The organism is Mycolicibacterium sp. XJ2546 (assembly GCF_053483195.1).
The window spans coordinates 30,807-49,328 of the sequence record NZ_JBEFRW010000008.1 but is presented as its reverse complement, the minus strand read 5'-3'; the positions used below and the strand labels follow the sequence as shown (position 1 = coordinate 49,328).

At 67.0% G+C, this 18,522-nt stretch carries 22 protein-coding genes and 1 tRNA gene; 7 read left to right on the top strand and 16 right to left on the bottom strand.

Going from position 1 to position 18,522, the window contains the following annotated elements:
* Positions 1-51: 51 nt before the first annotated feature.
* Positions 52-1,287 (bottom strand): tRNA guanosine(34) transglycosylase Tgt, encoded by a 1,236-nt coding sequence (gene tgt, locus ABQE44_RS14915; RefSeq protein ID WP_448391828.1) that lies wholly within the window; start codon positions 1,285-1,287, stop codon positions 52-54.
* A gap of 17 nt (positions 1,288-1,304) precedes the next feature.
* Here tgt and ABQE44_RS14910 point away from each other — a divergent pair, with 17 nt between their 5' ends.
* Positions 1,305-1,739 (top strand): lipoprotein LpqH, encoded by a 435-nt coding sequence (locus ABQE44_RS14910; protein ID WP_448391827.1) that lies wholly within the window; start codon positions 1,305-1,307, stop codon positions 1,737-1,739.
* A 135-nt stretch (positions 1,740-1,874) separates the two neighbouring features.
* A complete protein-coding gene (locus tag ABQE44_RS14905) occupies positions 1,875-2,339 on the top strand; it encodes a lipoprotein LpqH (protein ID WP_448391826.1) in 465 nt (154 codons plus the stop codon).
* Between the two features lie 56 nt (positions 2,340-2,395).
* Here the strand turns inward: ABQE44_RS14905 and ABQE44_RS14900 are convergent, their stop codons facing one another.
* A complete protein-coding gene (locus ABQE44_RS14900) occupies positions 2,396-2,743 on the bottom strand; it encodes a DUF732 domain-containing protein (protein ID WP_448391825.1) in 348 nt (115 codons plus the stop codon).
* A gap of 55 nt (positions 2,744-2,798) precedes the next feature.
* Here ABQE44_RS14900 and ABQE44_RS14895 point away from each other — a divergent pair, with 55 nt between their 5' ends.
* Entirely contained in the window at positions 2,799-3,164 is a 366-nt protein-coding gene (locus ABQE44_RS14895) for a hypothetical protein (RefSeq protein ID WP_448391824.1), read from the top strand.
* A gap of 65 nt (positions 3,165-3,229) precedes the next feature.
* On the top strand, positions 3,230-3,691 hold the full coding sequence (locus tag ABQE44_RS14890; protein WP_448391823.1) for an ATP-binding protein: 462 nt from the start codon (positions 3,230-3,232) through the stop codon (positions 3,689-3,691).
* On the opposite strand, the gene ABQE44_RS14885 is transcribed toward ABQE44_RS14890, so the two are convergent.
* The 6 genes from ABQE44_RS14885 to ABQE44_RS14860 form a co-directional block, all read right to left on the bottom strand.
* A complete protein-coding gene (locus ABQE44_RS14885; protein WP_448391822.1) occupies positions 3,664-4,101 on the bottom strand; it encodes a response regulator in 438 nt (145 codons plus the stop codon). The two genes, ABQE44_RS14890 and ABQE44_RS14885, sit on opposite strands and share 28 nt — an antisense overlap.
* Complete coding sequence (locus tag ABQE44_RS14880; protein ID WP_448430599.1) at positions 4,098-5,669, bottom strand: sensor histidine kinase; 1,572 nt, start codon at positions 5,667-5,669, stop codon at positions 4,098-4,100. Before ABQE44_RS14880 ends, ABQE44_RS14885 begins: the two co-directional genes overlap by 4 nt.
* Positions 5,666-6,883 carry a PP2C family protein-serine/threonine phosphatase gene (locus ABQE44_RS14875; protein ID WP_448391820.1) on the bottom strand — a complete coding sequence of 406 codons (1,218 nt, stop codon included), beginning with the start codon at positions 6,881-6,883 and terminating at the stop codon, positions 5,666-5,668. The genes ABQE44_RS14880 and ABQE44_RS14875 overlap by 4 nt, the downstream gene beginning before the upstream one ends.
* 167 nt (positions 6,884-7,050) lie before the next feature.
* Positions 7,051-7,141, bottom strand: a tRNA-Ser gene (locus ABQE44_RS14870).
* 67 nt (positions 7,142-7,208) lie between these two features.
* Positions 7,209-7,661: a nucleoside deaminase gene (locus tag ABQE44_RS14865; RefSeq protein WP_448391819.1), complete on the bottom strand. Its 453-nt coding sequence runs from the start codon at positions 7,659-7,661 to the stop codon at positions 7,209-7,211.
* A gap of 51 nt (positions 7,662-7,712) precedes the next feature.
* Complete coding sequence (locus ABQE44_RS14860; protein ID WP_448430597.1) at positions 7,713-8,231, bottom strand: tRNA adenosine deaminase-associated protein; 519 nt, start codon at positions 8,229-8,231, stop codon at positions 7,713-7,715.
* A gap of 93 nt (positions 8,232-8,324) precedes the next feature.
* On the opposite strand from ABQE44_RS14860, the gene ABQE44_RS14855 reads away from it, so the two are divergent.
* Positions 8,325-9,305 (top strand): prephenate dehydrogenase, encoded by a 981-nt coding sequence (locus ABQE44_RS14855; protein WP_448391817.1) that lies wholly within the window; start codon positions 8,325-8,327, stop codon positions 9,303-9,305.
* Here the strand turns inward: ABQE44_RS14855 and ABQE44_RS14850 are convergent.
* Genes ABQE44_RS14850 through ABQE44_RS14830 form a run of 5 tightly spaced genes read right to left on the bottom strand, consistent with a single transcriptional unit; the run spans position 9,247 to position 13,379 of the window.
* Positions 9,247-9,846 carry a putative glycolipid-binding domain-containing protein gene (locus ABQE44_RS14850; protein WP_448430595.1) on the bottom strand — a complete coding sequence of 200 codons (600 nt, stop codon included), beginning with the start codon at positions 9,844-9,846 and terminating at the stop codon, positions 9,247-9,249. The genes ABQE44_RS14855 and ABQE44_RS14850 overlap by 59 nt on opposite strands.
* Entirely contained in the window at positions 9,843-10,649 is an 807-nt protein-coding gene (locus ABQE44_RS14845) for an ABC transporter permease (protein ID WP_448392033.1), read from the bottom strand. Before ABQE44_RS14845 ends, ABQE44_RS14850 begins: the two co-directional genes overlap by 4 nt.
* 5 nt (positions 10,650-10,654) lie before the next feature.
* Entirely contained in the window at positions 10,655-11,338 is a 684-nt protein-coding gene (locus ABQE44_RS14840; RefSeq protein ID WP_448392032.1) for an ABC transporter permease, read from the bottom strand.
* Positions 11,338-12,435: an ABC transporter ATP-binding protein gene (locus tag ABQE44_RS14835; RefSeq protein WP_448430593.1), complete on the bottom strand. Its 1,098-nt coding sequence runs from the start codon at positions 12,433-12,435 to the stop codon at positions 11,338-11,340. The genes ABQE44_RS14840 and ABQE44_RS14835 overlap by 1 nt, the downstream gene beginning before the upstream one ends.
* Positions 12,432-13,379 carry an ABC transporter substrate-binding protein gene (locus ABQE44_RS14830; RefSeq protein ID WP_448430591.1) on the bottom strand — a complete coding sequence of 316 codons (948 nt, stop codon included), beginning with the start codon at positions 13,377-13,379 and terminating at the stop codon, positions 12,432-12,434. Before ABQE44_RS14830 ends, ABQE44_RS14835 begins: the two co-directional genes overlap by 4 nt.
* Positions 13,380-13,473: 94 nt before the next feature.
* Between ABQE44_RS14830 and ABQE44_RS14825 the strand changes: the two genes are divergently transcribed.
* Entirely contained in the window at positions 13,474-13,848 is a 375-nt protein-coding gene (locus tag ABQE44_RS14825) for a LapA family protein (protein WP_448430589.1), read from the top strand.
* A gap of 184 nt (positions 13,849-14,032) precedes the next feature.
* Here the strand turns inward: ABQE44_RS14825 and ABQE44_RS14820 are convergent, their stop codons facing one another.
* Together ABQE44_RS14820 and ABQE44_RS14815 are read right to left on the bottom strand one after the other, a co-directional pair.
* Complete coding sequence (locus tag ABQE44_RS14820) at positions 14,033-15,061, bottom strand: phosphotransferase family protein (RefSeq protein WP_448430587.1); 1,029 nt, start codon at positions 15,059-15,061, stop codon at positions 14,033-14,035.
* Positions 15,062-15,106: 45 nt separating this feature from the next.
* Positions 15,107-15,715, bottom strand: a complete 609-nt coding sequence (locus ABQE44_RS14815; RefSeq protein WP_448430585.1) for a histidine phosphatase family protein — start codon at positions 15,713-15,715, stop codon at positions 15,107-15,109.
* Between the two features lie 17 nt (positions 15,716-15,732).
* Here ABQE44_RS14815 and ABQE44_RS14810 point away from each other — a divergent pair, with 17 nt between their 5' ends.
* Complete coding sequence (locus ABQE44_RS14810) at positions 15,733-16,506, top strand: SDR family NAD(P)-dependent oxidoreductase (RefSeq protein ID WP_448430583.1); 774 nt, start codon at positions 15,733-15,735, stop codon at positions 16,504-16,506.
* Here the strand turns inward: ABQE44_RS14810 and ABQE44_RS14805 are convergent.
* Positions 16,503-18,380: an alkyl/aryl-sulfatase gene (locus ABQE44_RS14805; RefSeq protein WP_448430581.1), complete on the bottom strand. Its 1,878-nt coding sequence runs from the start codon at positions 18,378-18,380 to the stop codon at positions 16,503-16,505. The genes ABQE44_RS14810 and ABQE44_RS14805 overlap by 4 nt on opposite strands.
* Positions 18,381-18,522: the final 142 nt, after the last annotated feature.

Here is an 18,522-nt window from a genome sequence, read left to right as displayed (position 1 = left end):
TTTCTTCGGTCAGGACGTGCGGGTAACCCACGTTCGCGCCAGAAGGAGGCGTCACCTGTAAAAGCGGCCCAGCACGTGGGTGCGTAATTCGTCGAACTCCCCCACCCGGATCGCCGCGCGGATCTGGTCGACGAGCCGCACGATGAACCGCTCGTTGTGAATCGTGCACAGTGTCGCCGACAGCAGCTCTTTGGCCTTGAACAGGTGATGCAGATAGGCCCGGGTGTAGTGCGCGCAGGTGTAGCAGTCGCACTCGGCGTCGATCGGGTTGAAGTCGCGGCGATGGCGGGCGTTGGTGATGTTGTAACGTCCGGTAGCCGAGTACACCGCGGCGTTGCGCGCCACCCGCGACGGCGATACGCAGTCGAACGTGTCCGCCCCGGCGGCGACGGCGGCGAACAGGTCGTCGGGCTCACTGATCCCGAGCATGTGGCGGGGTTTGTCGTCGGGCAGTTCGCTGCTCACCCAGCCGACGATCGTGGCCAGGTTCTGTTTCTCCAGCGCGCCGCCGATGCCGAACCCGTCGAAGTCGAGCTCGGCCAGCCCGCGTGCCGCCTGGCGGCGCAGATCCTCGTACTGCGCGCCCTGCACGACGCCGAACAACGCCTGCCGCGGCTTGTCCGGGTTGGCGGCAGCCAACCGTTGGTGCTCGGCCAGGCAGCGCAGCGCCCACGCGTGCGTGCGCCGCACCGACTGCTCCTGATAGCCGCGGGTGTTGACCAGCGTGGTCAGCTCGTCGAACGCGAAGATGATGTCGGCGCCCAGCTGGTGCTGGATCTCGATCGACACCTCCGGGGTGAACCGGTGGGTGGAGCCGTCCAGATGGGAACGGAAGGTCACGCCGTCGTCGTCGACGGCGGCCAACCGCTCCTTGCCTTCGGCGATGATGTCGTCGGCCTGCACCCGGTCGGTGTCCATCGCGAGCACCTTGCGAAACCCGGCGCCTAGCGACAGCACCTGAAACCCGCCGCTGTCGGTGAACGTCGGACCATGCCAGTTCATGAACGCACCCAGTCCGCCCGCCTCCGCGACGATGTCGGGGCCCGGCTGCAGATACAGGTGATAGGCGTTGGCCAGGATGGCTTGGGTACCGAGGTCTTTCACGGCTTCCGGCAGCACCGCCTTGACGGTGGCCTGGGTGCCGACCGGGATGAACGCCGGGGTGTGGATATCGCCGTGGCTGGTGCGGATCGTGCCTGCGCGCCCGAGCCGACCCGGCAATTCGGCCTCGATAGTGAAGAACGGCGCCGACGAGTCGCTCGGCTTCGCGGTATTCGGCGCGGTCACGCCGTAGATTCTGCACTGTGAGAATTCTTCTGCTTGGCGGTGCGGCCCTGCTGGTGTTGGCCGGGTGTTCGTCGGACCCGCCAGAGTACGAACCGGGACCCGGTGAACTGGTCGCGGGCAACGCGCAGGTCGCGGTGAACGGGCAGGAGCCCGAACTCACCAAGACGGTGCAGTGCTCCACGACCGCACCGTTGACGACGATCACCACCGGCGACCAGACCTCGGGGGTCACCGTGATGGTGTCCAACCGGGGCGAGCTGACCGCGGAGAGCGTCAGCATCAACAACGTCGGCGGGTTCACCGGCAGCTACAACGCCGGGCTCGGCGACACGACCGCCGACGTCTCGATGACCGGCCGCACCTACGAGATCACCGGAACCGCCGACGGTTTCGACACCGACAACCCGAGTTTCCGGGTTCCCGGCACCTTCTCCATCAAGGTCGCCTGCTGACGTCGCTGCAGGTCGAACCGTCGCAGCTGGAATTTTTTTCGGCAAAACCCGGTGATCTTGTTGAGGGCGCAAACCATACTGACCGAGATGATCCGCCGATCTTGACGGGTCACGACAACAAAAAGGAGAACTGTCGTGAAGGTTGGATTCCTGGTTGCCGTCGGGAGCGCGGCGATCGTCATCGCGGGGCTTTCCGGCTGTGGGTCGGGCGACGAAAAATCCGAAACCACGGGTGAGACGTCGACGGCTGCGGCCGCCGAGGGCAAGACAACCGTCACCATCGACGGACAGGACCAAGAGGTTCAGGGCACCGTTGTGTGCAGTTCCATGGGCGGCAACACCAACATCGCGATCGGTGATGCGACCACCGGTATCGGCGCGGTGGTCAGCGAAGGGGATTCTCCGACCGTGCAGTCGGTGGGGCTGGGCAACGTCAACGGGGTGACGCTGGGCTTCCAGTCGGGAACGGGTCAGGGTGACGCCCAGGTAGAGAAGGACGGCGACACCTACAAGATCTCCGGCACCGCCACGGGTGTGGACATGGCCAACCCGCTGGAGCCGGTGAACAAGCCGTTCGAGATCGAGGTCAGCTGCCCGTAGGGCATGGTCGACAGACGGCGGCGTCCCGGTGGGGCGCCGCCGTTGTGCTATCCGGCTCAGGCGGGCGGCAGCGTGTAGCCGGCCGCGGACTGCCGCAGCTGCCAGACCTGCGCGGGACACAGTTCGTTGACCGCCTGGTTGATCAGGTAGGCGCCCTGGTAGTAGTCCGTGGTGTGGAAGTCGGCCTTGACCTGTTCGACGAGCTCCCCGTAGCCCATCTTGTTCGCGACCCGGTCGCAGATGCTGTTGCCGTAGCCGATGGCGGCCTCGGCGTTGGGGAAGTTGTAGCCCGGACGCACGTGCACGTTGACGAGGTAGGCGACGGTGTCGGCGTTGGCGGTCGGGGCGACGACCACCGCGGCGGCGGCTCCCGCGGTTGCGATGGCGGTAATGGCGAGCTTCATGGGTTGTCAGCCTATTCCGTTCCCGCGGACTCTGTCCTGCACATACGCTAAGGACATGAGGCTGATAGCTGCAGTGGCGATGGCGTGCGGGTTCGTGTCGGCACCGTTGATGACCGCGGCGACCGCACCGGCGTTACCCCAAATTTGCGACGGCGCCGGTTGTGTCCCCTACGTCGACCACACCGCCGCCGAAGGCGAGCCCTGTGTTGCGAACACCCGGTACAACTTCGGCCTCGATGCTGCGGGCAACACGCTGGCCTGCAGTGCCGAACGCACCTGGATCGCGTCGCCGCCGTTGGTGGGGGTCCGGCCCATTCGGCTGCCGTGCGGTCAGGACAACGGCGTCGCGCAGTCACCCGACGGGGTGCCGCTCAGCTGCATCGGCGGTGCGTGGACCTCCGACTACAGCGTGCCGTTCTAAAAGGAGTTCCGCCTAGGCGCGTGGCCTACGTGAGTTATCGGTCCAATGCGGGTACAACGACGGGCGTGGGTATCGATGCGCAGCGCCGGCTGCCGGATCCACTTCGCTTCGAGGTGCCGGCAACAGCGGATCAGCTGGGCGAGATCCGTCTCCGATTGTCCGCCTGGCTCGAATCGCTCGGCGTCTCAGGCGTCGTCGCCGCCGATATCGTGCTCGCCGTCAACGAGGCCTGCACCAACTGCATCGAACACGCCTACCGCGACGGCGAGCCCGGCTTGATCGAGATCGAGGCGTCGGTTCAGCCGGCATCCGAGGGCGGGTGCATTGCGATCTGCGTCGCCGACTTCGGCACCTGGCGCACCCCACCCACTCAGCCCACCACCCGCGGACGGGGCCTGCCGATCATGGCGGCGATCAGCGAGGACGTGGACCTCCAGCGCACGTCGGCCGGGACCACCGTGCGCATCACCTTCGCACTGGACAGCGTCGCCGACGAGGCTCAGCGGCCCGGCAGCCGCACCACCTGAACGAAGAACTCGTCGATCTGGCGCACCGCGGTCATGAACTGGTCGAGGTCGACGGGCTTGGTCACGTAGGCGTTGGCGTGCAGCTTATAGCTGCGCAGGATGTCCTCGTCCGCCGCCGACGTGGTCAGGATGACGACCGGGATGTGGCTGAGATCGGCGTCGGACTTGATGGTCTCCAGCAGTTGGCGCCCGTCGTATTTGGGCAGGTTCAGGTCCAGCAGGATCAGGTCCGGGCGCGGTGCGTCCTGGTAGGCGCCGCGCCGGTAGAGGAAGTCCAGCCCTTCTTCGCCGTCGCGGGCGACGTGCAGGTTGTTCTTGATTTTGTTGTGTTCGAACGCTTCTCGGGTGATCAGTTCGTCGCCCGGATCGTCCTCGATGAGCAGCACGTCGATGGCGCGGCCTTCCGTCATTGGGTGGATCCTTCCGATGTGGCTGCGACGGGTTCGTCGACAGCGATGGGGATGGTGAAGCGAAACCTCGTTCCGCCGGTGAAGGAGCTGTCGATCCAGATGCTGCCCCCGTGGTGCTCCACGATCTTCTTGCACAATGCCAGGCCGATACCCGTTCCGGTGTAGACGTCGCGGCCATGCAAACGTTGGAAGATCACGAACACCTTGTCGGCGAATTCTTCTGGAATACCGATCCCGTTGTCGGTCACCGTGATCAGCCACGCACCGTCATGTTCGTTTGCGCCCTCTTCGCATTCGACGACGATGCGGGGGGTGAGCCCTTCGCGGTGGAACTTGACCGCGTTGCCGATCAGGTTCTGCCACAGCATCGTGAGCAAGGTCGGGTCGCCCATCATGCGCGGCAGGGGCTGTCCCCGACGCTCGATCTGGGCGCCGGTCTCCTCAATGACGGTGGACAGGTTGCCGAGCGCGGTGTCCAACATATCGTCCAGATCGACTTCGTCGGTCGTGGCGTTGAGCCGACCCACCCGGGAGAACGTCAGCAGATCGTTGATCAAGACCTGCATCCGTTTTGCGCCGTCCACGGCGAACTGGATGTATTCCTGCCCCCGTTCATCGAGCTGGTCGCCGTACCGCTTTTCCAGCAGCTGACAGAAGGCGGCCACCTTGCGCAGCGGCTCCTGCAGATCGTGTGACGCGACGTAGGCGAACTGCTCGAGCTCGGCGTTGGAGCGCTGTAGGTCGAGGGCCTGTTCGGCCAGTTGCACCTGGGCCGACCGGGTGGTGTCGAGTTCGGTGATGATCCGCTGACGCATGTCCTCGACGTCGGCGGCGATGGCGCGGATGTCCCTGGGCCCACGCGGCACGATCTTCTCGTCGAAGTTGCCGTCGGTGATCACCCGACACGAACGCGCGAGCCCGTCCAGCGGGCGGGTGACCGCCGCCCGAACCAGCAGCGCCAGCACGATCGTGGTCAAAAAGATGGCCACCGCCAACACGACCAGGATGGCGTCACGCCACGTCTGCATCTGGACGATTCGGTCCACGGCTTCCTGCCGCGTCTGCGACAGGTTTTGGTTCTGTACCTCGAACAACCCCCGCAGCGCGTCGAACTGCGCCTTGCCGCGCTCGGTCAACAGGGTGTCGGGCACGTCCGGGGTACCCGGTTGCACGCTGTTGAGCAGCGGCTCCACGTAGGACGACCGCCACGTCGCCGCGGCCTGCTCGACGGCGTCGAGGTCGGCGAGCAGTTCGGCCCGGCTGCCCAGATAGTTCCGGATCTCTTGTTCCGCAGTGTGTTCGACATTCCGGCCGGCGTAGTACGGCTCGAGGAACAGCGGGTCGGCGGCGATCGCGTATCCGCGAACCGCGGTCTCCTGATCACGCAACGCGGCCTGCAGCTGGTAGGCCGCGATGCGGGCGGGCTGGATCTCTTCGGTCAGCCGCCGCTCGGCCTCGTCAGTTCGGTCCAGTAACAGCACGACGCCGATCGCACCGGCGAGCACGACGATGCCCATGATCGTGAGCACCAGGTTCTGCCAGCCCTGAACGGTCGGCTGCCATCTCATTCCGTCGCCGTTCGCGCGACCCGCACGACCGCGATGTCGTCGCTGATACCGCCGACGGATTGCGCACGCCGTTCGACGTCGTCGATCAGCGCGTTGACGAACTCGGCGGGCGGCAGGTGGGCGTAACCCCGCGCCAGCGTGAGCAGGCCCTCCTCACCGATGCGCTCCCTGCCGCGTCCGGAGCGGCCTTCGAACAGGCCGTCGGTGAGCAGCACGAGACCGAAGCCGGGCGGCAGTTCGAAGCGGTTCAACGGCCATTCGTAGCCGTTGAGGCCCAGCGCGGGTCCACATTCGGGTTGGAGCCACTCCACGGTGTCCGGACCGTGCAGCAACATGCCGGGGTGGCCGGCCGACACCACGTCGAACCCCAGCCCGCGCGGTTCCATCGCGACGGACAGCACGGTGGCAAAGATGCTGGAGCCGGGCCGTTCGGTGCTCAGAATCCGTTCGAGTTCCCGCATCCGTTTGTTGCCGCGCAGGCCGGCGAACGTCAGCGCGCGCCAGCCGATCCGCAGCGCCACACCAAGCGCGGCCTCGTCGGCGCCGTGACCGGCCACGTCGCCGACCATGACGTGCACGGTGCGGTCGGGGGTCTGGATGAAGTCGTAGAAGTCGCCGCCGAGCAGGGCGTGCTGACGGCTGGGCCGGTACTCGGCGACGATGTCGACACCGGGGTCGTCCGACAGCAGCGGAGACGGCAGCAGGCCCCGTTCCAGGCGGGCGTTTTCCTCGGCGCGCAACTCACTGGCGTGCAGTTCGACGGCGGTCAGTTCGGCGCGTTTCCGTTCGATCGCGTAGAGCAGCGCGCGGTGTAGCGCCTCGGGTTCGACCCGACCTTTGACCAGGTAGTCCTGGGCGCCGGCGGCCAGCGCGGATACGCCGAAGTGTTCGTCGTGCAGGCCGGTCAGCACGACGATCGGCAGCGTGACGTCGCGCTTGGTGATGCGGTCCAGCGCCTTGATGCCCTCGGCGTCGGGCAGGTTCAAATCCAGCAGCACGCAGTCGGGCCGGGCCACGGCCAGTTCCTGCTCGGCCTGTTCGATCGTTTTGGCCCAGGTCAGTTCAATGGTCGCGTTGGCGTCGCGCACCAGCTCCTCGACCAACACCGCGTCGGCCCGGTCGTCTTCGACGAGAAGCACCGCGAACGGCCGGCTACTGCCGCCTTTCGACACCACGTTCCCGCCCGTCGACTCGGGGTCGTAAAGCGCACGCATCAGTAACCAGGCCTCCCACGTTGGTCACCGTGGCCGTCCTGACCCTTCTTTAGTGACGGTTCAGACAATAGCGCTCGGATCCGCCGCACGCCGAAAGTACGGTTGTTCACGCTGTTTCCCGGCGTTCACGTCAATAAAGCGTGCGCTCGGCGCGGTTGGGAAGAATTTGGCGGTGGCGGAGGGATTTGAACCCTCGGACGGGGGTTACCCGTCACACGCTTTCGAGGCGTGCTCCTTAGGCCGCTCGGACACGCCACCGTGTGGCAGCTTACCGGGCGCCCGCCCTCCTATTCCAACTCGTGCCGTCGGGTCTTCGCGCAAGCGCTCATCGCTGTCGGGCGAAGAACTGCTCCAGCGGAGCCGCGCATTCGTCGGCCAACACACCTGCGCGCACCTGCGGCCGGTGCGTCAACCGTCGGTCCCGCACCACATCCCACAGTGAGCCCACCGCCCCGGTCTTGGGCTCCCACGCCCCGAACACCAGCCGCGACACCCGCGCCATGACCAGCGCTCCCGCGCACATCGTGCAGGGTTCGACGGTGACCGCCAGCGTGGTGCCCGCCAGCCGCCAGCCGTCGCCCAGCGCGGTCGCTGCGGCCCGCATCGCTACGATCTCGGCGTGCGCGGTGGGATCACCCAGCGCTTCACGCGCGTTGGCCGCCCGCGCCAACTCGGTGCCGTCGGCCGCGACGATCACCGCGCCGATCGGCACGTCGCGGGGGCCGGCACCGCGCGCCGCCGCCAGCGCGTCGCGGATGAGCTCCTCGTCCGTCTTCACGATTTGTGTGCGTTCACGAGCGGTGTGCGCAACAAAACGCACACAAATCGCCTATCGGCCAAGGCGCTCGAGCACCTTCGAGAGCTCGTCGGCGAAACCCATCTCGCGCGCGATGCGGCCCAGCTGCTCGTCGGCGTACAGATCGGTCTCGTCGAGGATCACCCCGAGCACCGCATCGGGCAGCCCGACGTCGGACAGCAGACCGAGGTCGCCCTCCTCGAAGGGCTCGGCTTCGTCGAGGTCCTCCGGGCCGATGTCGGCGTCGAGTTCCTCGAGCACCTCGGCGGCGATGTCGTAGTCGAGCGCCGCGGTGGCGTCCGACAGCAGCAGCCTCGTTCGCGATGGGGCGGGGCGGACGATGACAAAAAACTCGTCATCAATATCCAGCAGCCCGAACACCGCTCCGGCACTGCGTATTTCGCGCAGCTCGGTCTCGGCTGCGGTTAAACTGGTCAAAGCCGTACGACGCATCGGCGCGCAACGCCACTTACCGTCCTCGCGCACGACCGCAACGCCGAAGCCGTCCGGCATATCGGCCTGCTCTCGTGCCGGCGCACGCTGTGCTCCCATGTCGGCTTACGGTAGTCGCCGACCAGGCCATTTACCAGGAACCGCACGGAGCCTGACATCGGCCGATGCCAGAAGATGTGCCAACCTTGACGGGTGACGAAGACGCCCGTTTGCGTGGTCGGCCTGGGACTGATCGGCGGTTCGGTGATGCGCGCCGCCGCGGCTGCCGACCGGGAGGTCTTCGGCTACAACCGCTCACTGGATTCCGTCCAGGCCGCCAAGGCCGACGGCTACGACGCCACCGACGACATCGATGCCGCGCTGTCCCGCGCGGCTGACCGCAACGCGCTGATCGTACTGGCCGTTCCGGTGCCGGCACTGCCGCTGATGCTTGGGCATGTCCGCGACGCCGCCCCCGAGTGCCCGCTGACCGACGTCACCAGCGTGAAAAGTGCTGTGCTGGAAGAAGTCCGCTCGTTCGGGCTGCTGGACCGCTTCGTCGGCGGCCATCCGATGGCAGGGACCGCGCAGTCCGGTTGGGCCGCGGGCGACGCCCGCCTGTTCGCCGACGCGCCGTGGGTGCTCAGCGTCGACGACCATGTCCGAACCGACGTCTGGGCCGAGGTGATGGCGCTGGCGCTGGACTGCGGCGCTTTCGTCGTCCCGGCCCGCTCCGACGAACACGACGCCGCCGCGGCCACCATCTCACACCTCCCGCACCTACTCGCCGAGGCGCTGGCCGTCACCGCGGGCGAGGCGCCACTGGCGTTCGCGCTGGCGGCAGGATCGTTTCGGGACGGCACCCGGGTGGCGGCCACCGCGCCGGAACTGGTGCGGGCGATGTGTGAGGCCAACGCCGATCAACTGGTGCCGGTGCTGGAGCGCACGCTGGGGCTGCTCAGCCATGCGCGCGACGCGCTGGCGGCGAACCAGCCGTTGAGCGATCTGGTCGACGCGGGGCACGCCGCGCGCGTGCGCTACGACAGCTTCGACCGGCCGGAGATCGTCACGATCGCCATCGGAGAGCAAGGCTGGCGTGAGGAACTGGCCGCCGCGGGCCGCGCGGGCGGGGTGATCAGATCCGCGTTGCCAACCCGGGATAGTCGAGGGGAAAGCCCTCGGCGTCGACGGTGATCGTGGTGTCGGCGACCGGCGTGTGCAGTTTGATCCCGTCGGCGGCGCTGGAGTAGCTGATGACTTCGGCGTCCACCGAGACCTCCGGCAGCCGCACGTACACCACCGGACAAGACACGGAGTCCGAGCGCTGGTGCAGGCCGCTGCGGCGGATCGGTAGCGCGTTGAAGAACGGGCTGAAGATCACGTCGACGTCGAGTGCGCCATCGAAGGCCGCGCGGGTCGTCTGCCCGGTGTGGTCCTGCACCAGCCACATGTTCTCCTCGTCGCGGGCGATCGACAGCTGGCGTTCACGCTCGGCGAGGGTGACGGTCAGCGACAGCCGCTTGGTGGCTCCCGCCTCGTCGGTGATCAGGTTGTAGGAGGCTGAGAACGCCGGGTGCGACGGCGTCGCGGCGGCGACGATGCGGCCGTAGGCCTTGATCCGGTTGCCGGACAGCTGCACCCTGACCGATTCCATGCGGGCCACATCGTGCGACTGCCATGTCAGAATCGCCGGCCATGCGCTCTGGGCTGCGTCGGAACCGCCTGCATCGCTCACCCCTCTACGGTAAGCGACGGGTCCCCTCGTCCGTACCGCGGCTCCGACGGGCCGGTCGCGGTGTCGTGGGCGGGCGTGCGCTGACGGGATTCGAGCGTGACCTCGTCGCCGAGAAAGGGCTGCGGCATGCGGCGCAGTTTCTGCAGCCGCCCGGAACCGGGCACCGACGCCCAAACCGCGAACGCGAGCGCGGCGTCGAGGATCAGCGCCAGCGCGGTGACCATCAACGCGCCCACCAACGCGATGTGGAATTGCCGGATTTTGATGCCGTCGATGAGGTAGCGGCCCAGGCCGCCGAGGCTGGCGTAGGCGGCGACGGTCGCGGTCGCCACGACCTGCAGCGTGGCGGTGCGCAGCCCGCCGAGGATCAGCGGCAGCGCGTTGGGCACCTCGACGCGCAGCAGCACCTGGCGTTCGGTCATGCCCATCGAGCGGGCGGCGTCGACGACCGCGGCGTCGACGTTGGCGATGCCGGCGTAGGTGCCGGCCAGCAGCGGCGGGATGCCCAGCAGCATCAGCGCGACGGTCGGCGGCACCAACCCGAGCCCCCACAGCAGCACCCCGAGCAGCAACACACCTAGCGTCGGCAAGGCCCGCAGCGCGTTGACCCCGGTGACGATGACGAACGTGCCCCGCCCGGTGTGGCCGATGAGCATCCCGACCGGCACGGCGATCAGCGCGGAGAAGAACACCGCGAGCACCGTGTACTCCACGTGCTCGAAGATGCGCGCGGCCAGTCCCGCCGACCCGCCCCAGTTGGCGGCGGTGAAGATGTATGCCAGCGCGTCGGTAAGGAAGGTCATCGGGCTCATCCGGCGACCGCCTTGATGCGGTCGGCGCGGCTGATGCGCGTGGTGCGCGACGCACGTGTCCAAGGCGTCAATGCCCGGCCCGCGAGCATGATCAGGGTGTCGACGATGACCGCCAGCACGAAGATCGCGATGATGCCCGCGACGATCTGGTCGCTCTTGTTGGCCTGGTAGCCCTCGGTGAACCAGGTGCCCAGGCCGCCTATGCCGATCACCGAGCCGACCGACACCATCGAGATGTTGGTGACCGCGATGACGCGAAGGCTGGCGATGAGCACTGGAACCGACAGTGGCAGTTCGACTTTGAGCATCCGGATCAGCGGCCGGTAGCCGACCGCGGTGGCAGCGTCACGCACCGCGTCGGGTACGGCGTCCAGGGCTTCTGGCACCGCGCGCACCAGCAGCGCGAACGTGTAGAGGGTCAGCGCGACGATGACGTTGGCCTCGTCGAGGATCCGGGTCGGAATGACCAACGGCAGCACCACGAACAACGCCAGTGACGGGATGGTGAAGATGATGCTCGCCGTGACGGTCGTCAGCCGCCGCAGATAGGTGGTCCGCTGCACCACCGCGCCCAGCGGTACGGCGATCAACAACCCCAACACGATCGGGATCAGCGACAGCCGCACGTGGATGATCGTCAGCTCCCACGCGGTGTCGAGGTGCGTCAGCAGGTAGTGGATCAGCTACCCCTCTGCTGTTGGAGCGCGGCAAGCACATCGGCGGCCAGCACACCGCCGAGCGGCTTACCGTCGGCGTCGACGGCTACTCCGATGCCCGAGGGTGCCGACAACGCGGCGTCGAGCGCCTGGCGCAGCGAATCCTCGGGGGTGAACAGCGATCCGCCGGCGGTGGTGCTGTCGTAGAGCGGGCTGCCGTTGCGGTGCAGTTCGACCCCGTCGGCGTCGATCCACGCATACGGGGTTCCGTCGTCTTTGGTCACCAGCACCCAGTCGGTCGGGCCGAGGGTGAGCGCATCGATGTCGGCTTCGCCAACGGAGCGGATGTCGTGCAGCGGAAGGCCGCTGGAGTGCCGGAACTGCAGGGCACGGTAACCGCGGTCGGTGCCGATGAACCCGGCGACGAAGTCGTTGGCAGGATTGGACAGCAGCCGCGCGGGCGCGTCGTACTGGTGCAGCACGCCGCCGCGGCCGAACACCGCGATCTTCTCCCCGATCTTGATGGCCTCGTCGATATCGTGGGTGACGAACACGATGGTTTTGTGCAACTCGCTTTGCAGCCGCAGGATTTCAGTTTGCAGCTCCTCTCGGACCACGGGATCCACGGCGCTGAACGGTTCGTCCATCAACAGGATCGGCGGGTCGGCGGCCAGCGCCCGCGCCACCCCGACGCGTTGTTGTTGGCCGCCGGACAGTTGGGCGGGGTAGCGGTTGGCCAGCGCGGGGTCCAGCCCGACGCGTTCGAGGACGTCCAGCGCGGCTTTGCGTGCGGCGCGGCGGGTTTCGCCTTTGAGTACCGGCACCGTCGCGACGTTGTCGACGACGCGTTGGTGCGGCATCAAGCCGGCGCTCTGGATGACGTAGCCGATGCCAAGGCGCAGCTTCACGGGGTCGACGGCGGCAACGTCGTCGCCGTTGACGGTGAGTGTGCCCGAGGTCGGCTCGATCATCCGGTTGATCATCCGCATCGAGGTGGTCTTACCGCAGCCCGACGGCCCGACGAAGACCGCGAGCGTGCCCGTGGGCACCTCCAGAGTGAGCTCGTCGACGGCGAGGGTGCCGTCGGGATATTTCTTGGTGATGTGGTCGAAGACGATCATCCGCTCACCGGCTTGTCGAAGCCGTTGTCCTGAACCCACTTTCGGGCCGCTTCGTCGGGGTCGACGCCGGTGTTTCCGGTGACCGCGCTGTTCATCTCGATCAGTGCTTCGGTGGTCAGCTTGGCCGAGATCGCATCCAGCACCGTCTTGAGCTCGTCGGACTTCTTCTGCGAGCTGACCAACGGCATGACGTTGGCGGCCGGGAAGTTGTTCTTCGGGTCCTCGAGGACCACCAAGTCGTGCTGCGGGATCGCCGGTGACGTGCTGAAGATGTTGGCGGCGGTGACGGTGCCGTCGACCAGCGCGCGCACGGTGGCCGGGCCGCCGCCGTCGTTGATCGAGACGAAGTTGCCCGGCGGGATGTCGAGCCCGTAGTTCTTCTTGAGCCCGGGCAGGCCCTCGGCGCGGTCAAGGAATTCCGACGGCCCGCCGAACTTGACCTCGGCAGCGTGCGGGGCCAGATCGCCGATGGTGGTGAGGTTCCACTTCTCGGCGGTTTCGCGGGTGACGGCGACGGTGTCTTTGTCCTCGGCCTGGGACGGCGGCAGCATCGACAGGTCGCCGGGCAACACCCGCAACAGGGCCAGGACGATCGCGTCGGGTTTCGTCACCGTCGACGTGGGCTCGAAGTAGTTCAGCAGGTTACCGGTGTATTCGGGGATCAGGTCGATGGAGTGGTCCCGGACGGCGGGTACGTAGGTTTCGCGGCTGCCGATGCCGAACTGGCGTGACACCGTGAAGCCGTTGGCCTCCAAGGCTTGAGCGTAGATTTCGGCGAGGATCTTGCTTTCGGTGAAGTCCGCGGAGCCGACGATGATCGTCTTGAGGTCACCGGAGACGGTTCCCCCGCCGAGCGGGTTGGAGCTGCCGCACGCGGCCGTGGTGCTTACCAGCCCGAACAGCAACGCCAGGACGGCCACCCTCCACCTGCCGACGTTGCGCATGCCCAAATCCTCTCGGGTCCTTTCGGCGTAATCGTTCGGCCGACACTATCGACTGGTGGTTTCATTCGCCGCGGGAAAGGGTGAAGATGGAGTCATGACCAGCGATCCCGCGCAGCGGCCGTTACCCGACCCTGCCCAGGAGCCCTCGCGGGGAACTCCGGCAGAAGCTACGGGCACCGCCGGTGAGTACCTCGTGCACCCGGAGTCCGCGGTGAAGTTCACCCGGGCCGCGGCGTTGTGGGCGGCGTTGATCACCGGGTTCGTGATCCTGATCGTGCTGCTGGTATTCATCATGCAGAACACCGACACGACCACGATCCACTTTTTCGCATGGGAGTGGAATCTGCCTGTGGGCGTGGCGATCCTGTTGGCCGCGGTGTGCGGCGGGCTGTTGACCGTCGCGATCGGCACCGCGCGCATGGTGCAGTTGCGCCGCGCCGCCAAGAAAAACCTAGGCTCCCGCAGCTAGTTCTGGCGTTTCCCCAGCGAGCTTGCCTTTGGCGAGTGCTTCGCTGCCCAGAAGGACGTCTTCCACGCGCGAATATTGCATCCGCACACCGACACGTTCGCGAGATGTACGTTAACGCGGAAAAGTGTGAGAGGCGGCCGCGCTAACGTACGTTTCGCGGAATGGCTGTGGCAACCCGCCGCGCTTAGGCCAGCGTCTTGAGGCCCTCGGCGATCAGCGGGCCCACCGCCTGGTCCACCCGGTCGGTGTCGTCGGCGACGCCGCCGCCCATGCGGGCCCGGTAGGCGATGCCCGCGGCGATGATCGCCACCTTGAAGCAGCCCAGCGCCATGTAGAAATCCCAATTGTCCAGGGACTGGCCGGAGGCCACCGCATAGCGGTTGGCGAGGTCGTCGACCTCGGGCATCAGCGGTGACGCCCACGCCGAGCGGGCGTGGATGACGTTGAACATCGGGTGGCGGTACACGCACATCAGCGCCGCGTCGCTGAGCGGGTCGCCGAGCGTGGACATCTCCCAGTCCAGCACGGCCAGCACCGTCGTGGCGTCGTCGGCGTCGAGCATCGTGTTGTCGATGCGGTAGTCGCCGTGCACGATCGAGCTGCGGCTCTGCGGCGGAATCGCCCCGGCCAGGGCATCGTGCAGACGTTTGACGTCGGCGTCGCACGGGTCGTCGTCGCGGCGCACGAGTTTCCACTGGCCGCCCCAGCGCCGCACCTGGCGTTCGAGATATCCGCTGGGCTTGCCGAAATCGCCGAGCCCGACCGCCTCGGGGTCCACTGAGTGCAGGTCGGCGAGCACCTTGATCAGCGCATCGACGCAGTCGCTGATCGCGGCCTGGTCGCCGAGCTGCTCGAGTTCGTCGGCGTAACGCACCACCCGGCCGGAGACGTACTCCACCATCTGAAACGGTGCGCCGGACACGGCGTCGTCGTTGCGCATCGTCACCGCACGCGCCACCGGAACCGGGGTGTCGGCCAGCGCGGCGACCACGCGGTACTCGCGGGCCATATCGTGCGCCGACGGGGTCAGTCCGTGCAGCGGCGGCCGTCGCAGCACCCACTGCGACGCGTCGTCGCGCACCAGAAACGTCAGGTTGGAGCGGCCGCCGGCGATCAACTCGGCGCGCAGCTCACCGGCGCGCGGTATGCCGACCGAACGAAGATGGCGGTCGAGGGCCTGCAGGTCGAGCCCCTCCCGGGACGGTGTAGTCACCGCCTTTGTCTACCACCTGCCTGGATGGGCGGTTCGCGCAAGCGCTCACCACCGAAGATTCCGCGGCAGCAGATCCCATACGTGTTCGGTGCCGTTGACCGAGGCCACGTACAGCGGGCCCTCGCGCGAGGACAGCAGCCGGGTGACGCCCGCGTAGTCGACGTTGACGCACAGCACCTTCTCGGTGCGCAGGATGGTGTGCAGCAGCCCGTTGATCACGCCACCGTGGCTGAACACCGCGACGGTGTCCTCGTGGTTGCCCGCGGCCACCACGTCGCGGACGGCCTCGTTGACGCGGTCCAGGAACGCGCCCTCGTCCACGCTGCTGGGCAGGTGTCCGCTGGCCAGCCGGGCCAGCTCCTCGGGGAACTCAGCGGCGATCTGCTCGATCGGGATGTAGTGGGCCAGGTCCCGGTCATATTCGGCCAGCCGCGCATCGATCTCGATGGGCAGCCCCAGCGCGTCAGCGACCGGTTGCGCGGTTTGGTGCGCGCGGCGCTGCGGGCTGCTGATCAGCCGGGTGATCGGGAACCGCGCGAGCGCATCGGGTAGCCGCGCCGCCTGCTTGACGCCGTCTTCGGACAGGTCGGGGTCCGAACCCTGGCCCGGCTCACTGCGATGCGGCAACGCATGCCGGATGAGTAGCAACTGCACCGTGACACCATAGAGCGATGGGGTCCGACAAGGGATTTGCCGACGAACTTTTCGATTTGACCGATCGGGTGGTGTTGGTCACCGGCGGCAGCCGGGGCCTCGGCCGCGAAATGGCCTTCGCCGCCGCGCAGTGCGGCGCCGACGTCGTCATCGCCAGCCGCAAGTACGACTCGTGTGTGGCCACCGCGTCGGAGATCGCCGAGGCAACGGGGCGCAAGGCGTTCCCGTATCAGGTGCACATCGGGCGCTGGGACGAGCTCGACGGGTTGGTCGACGCGTCCTATGAGCAGTTCGGCAAGGTCGACGTGCTGATCAACAACGCGGGCATGTCACCGCTGTACGAATCGCTGACCTCGGTCACCGAGAAACTGTTCGACTCGGTGCTCAACCTCAACCTGAAGGGCCCGTTCCGGCTGTCCGCTCTGGTCGGCGAGCGGATGGTTGCCGACGGCGGCGGGTCGATCATCAACGTCAGCTCCAGCGGGTCACGCCGTCCGCAGCCGGCGCAATTGCCGTATTCGGCCGCCAAAGCCGGGCTCAACGCGCTGACCGAGGGTCTCGCGCTGGCCTATGGACCGACGGTGCGAGTCAACACGTTGATGCCGGGCCCGTTCCTCACCGACATCAGCAAGGCCTGGGACATCCCCGCGACGACCAAGGGGGCACAGCACTTCGCGTTGAAGCGACTCGGCAACCCGCCCGAAATCATCGGCGCCGCTTTGTTTTTGATGTCCGACGCGTCGAGCTACACGTCGGGCTCGATCATCCGCGTCGACGGCGGCATTCCTTAGGGCGTGACGATGTCGAACGCCGGGTCGGGCCGGTCCACCGCGGCGATCAGCGATTCCAGCGCCGCGGTGTCGCCCGTCACCTCCAGACCCGGGGAGTCGTTGTCGCCGACGGCAAGTGCCAGCAGCCGCAGCTTGTTGGCGAGCGCGACGGTGGCCTGCGCGGTGGCCGGATCAGCAGGTACCTCGCGGTGCACCAGCACCCCGTTGCGCAACGTCAACCGGTAGTTCGTGCCGGCGTCGAGGAACGTCACGTCGATGGCGATATCGAGATCCCACGCGCGAGGACCGTTTACATTGAGCGCAAGGCTGTCGAAGATCTGCTCGGGCGTCAGCTGCCCCAACAGGGTCGGGGAGGTCGGTTGGGTGGCGGTGCCGAAGTTACCGTCGCGAAGCTCGGTGGCGCCGGACAGAAAGAAGTTGCGCCACACGGCGTTCTCCGCGCCGTAGGCCAACTGTTCCAGCGTGTCCGCGTACAGCGAGCGGGCGTCGCGGTGGTTCTCGTCGGTGAACATAATGTGATCAAGAAGCGTTGCTGCCCAGCGGTAGTCACCGTCATCGAAGGCGGCCGTGGCGAGTTCGACGACGCGGTCGACACCGCCCATCGCCTCGACGTAGCGAGGTCCGATCGTCTCGGGCGGATGCGGCCACAGCCGGCCGGGGTTGCCGTCGAACCAGCCCATGTAGCGCTGGTAGACGGCCTTGACGTTGTGGCTGACCGAACCGTAGTAGCCGTGGGTGTGCCAGGCCTTGTGCAGCGCGGGCGGCAGCTGGAACTGCTCGGCGATCTCGACGCCGGTGTGGCCCTGGTTGATCAGCCGCAGCGTCTGATCGTGCAGGTAGGCGTACAGATCGCGTTGTACCGAAAGGTATTCCACGATGCGGTCGTGTCCCCACGTCGGCCAGTGGTGCGACGCGAACACCACGTCGGTGCGGTCGGCGAAGGCGTCGATCGCCTCGGTGAGATAGCCGGCCCACACGTGCGGGTCGCGCACCAGCGCCCCTCGCAAGGTCAACAGATTGTGCAGATTGTGGGTGGCGTTCTCGGCCATGCACAGCGCGCGGTAGCGCGGGAAGTAGAAGTGCATCTCGGCGGGCGCCTCGGTGCCGGGCGCCATCTGGAACTCGATCTCGACGCCGTCGACGGTGTGGGTCTCGCCAGTGCGGGTGATGTCGACGGTCGGCACGATCAGCGCCACCTCACCGGTCGAAGTGCGTTGGCCCAGTCCGCATCCGACCTGGCCTTGAACGCCGATCGGCAGTTGGGTGCCGTACATGTAGGTGGCGCGCCGCGCCATCGCCGTTCCGGCGTAGACGTTTTCCTGCACGGCGTGTTCGGTGAAGTGTTCGGGCGCGATGACCGCGACCTTGCCGGCGTCGACGTCGGCCTGGGTGGTGACGCCGAGCACGCCGCCGAAGTGGTCGACGTGGCTGTGGGTATAAATAACAGCGCTGACGGCACGATTTCCGCGGTGCTCCCGATACAGTGCCAGCGCGGCGGCCGCGGTTTCGGTGCTGATCAACGGGTCGATGACGATGACGCCGGTGTCGCCCTCGATGAAGCTGATGTTGGACAGGTCGAATCCGCGGACCTGGTAGATACCCTCGACGACCTCATACAGCCCTTGTTTGGCGCACAGTTGGCTTTGCCGCCACAGGCTGGGATGCACCGACGTCGGCGCGTCACCGCCCAGAAATGCATAGGCGTCGTTGTCCCACACGACGGTGCCGTCGGCCGCCTTGATCACGCAGGGGCTCAGCGCCGCAAGGAATCCGCGGTCGGCGTCGTCGAAGTCTGCGGTGTCGCCGAAAGGCAGGTCGATGAATTGTTGCCGGTGGGCGGATTCGATGACCGCGGTCGGCGGTTTCTGTTCCATGTCGACACAATATGTACCCGCGCATCGGCGCGGGAGTGGTTCACTGCACCAACGAACAGCCCGCCGTGGAACTGGAGCACGCGCCTGCCAATATGGAGAGAAGCTGCCCGGGATGATCCAGAAGGAGATCGTCGTACTGCCA

What these genes read in the sequence shown, in the direction of transcription:
- ABQE44_RS14880 (WP_448430599.1), bottom strand. Translation starts at nt 5,669, where the DNA reads ATGAGATGGCAGCCGACCGTTCAGGGCTGGCAGAACCTGGTGCTCACG.
- ABQE44_RS14830 (WP_448430591.1), bottom strand. Translation starts at nt 13,379, where the DNA reads ATGCGCAACGTCGGCAGGTGGAGGGTGGCCGTCCTGGCGTTGCTGTTC.
- ABQE44_RS14895 (WP_448391824.1), top strand. Translation starts at nt 2,799, where the DNA reads ATGAGGCTGATAGCTGCAGTGGCGATGGCGTGCGGGTTCGTGTCGGCA.
- ABQE44_RS14845 (WP_448392033.1), bottom strand. Translation starts at nt 10,649, where the DNA reads ATGACCTTCCTTACCGACGCGCTGGCATACATCTTCACCGCCGCCAAC.
- ABQE44_RS14835 (WP_448430593.1), bottom strand. Translation starts at nt 12,435, where the DNA reads ATGATCGTCTTCGACCACATCACCAAGAAATATCCCGACGGCACCCTC.
- ABQE44_RS14825 (WP_448430589.1), top strand. Translation starts at nt 13,474, where the DNA reads ATGACCAGCGATCCCGCGCAGCGGCCGTTACCCGACCCTGCCCAGGAG.
- ABQE44_RS14885 (WP_448391822.1), bottom strand. Translation starts at nt 4,101, where the DNA reads ATGACGGAAGGCCGCGCCATCGACGTGCTGCTCATCGAGGACGATCCG.
- ABQE44_RS14860 (WP_448430597.1), bottom strand. Translation starts at nt 8,231, where the DNA reads ATGGGAGCACAGCGTGCGCCGGCACGAGAGCAGGCCGATATGCCGGAC.
- ABQE44_RS14900 (WP_448391825.1), bottom strand. Translation starts at nt 2,743, where the DNA reads ATGAAGCTCGCCATTACCGCCATCGCAACCGCGGGAGCCGCCGCCGCG.
- ABQE44_RS14875 (WP_448391820.1), bottom strand. Translation starts at nt 6,883, where the DNA reads ATGCGTGCGCTTTACGACCCCGAGTCGACGGGCGGGAACGTGGTGTCG.
- ABQE44_RS14805 (WP_448430581.1), bottom strand. Translation starts at nt 18,380, where the DNA reads ATGGAACAGAAACCGCCGACCGCGGTCATCGAATCCGCCCACCGGCAA.
- ABQE44_RS14810 (WP_448430583.1), top strand. Translation starts at nt 15,733, where the DNA reads ATGGGGTCCGACAAGGGATTTGCCGACGAACTTTTCGATTTGACCGAT.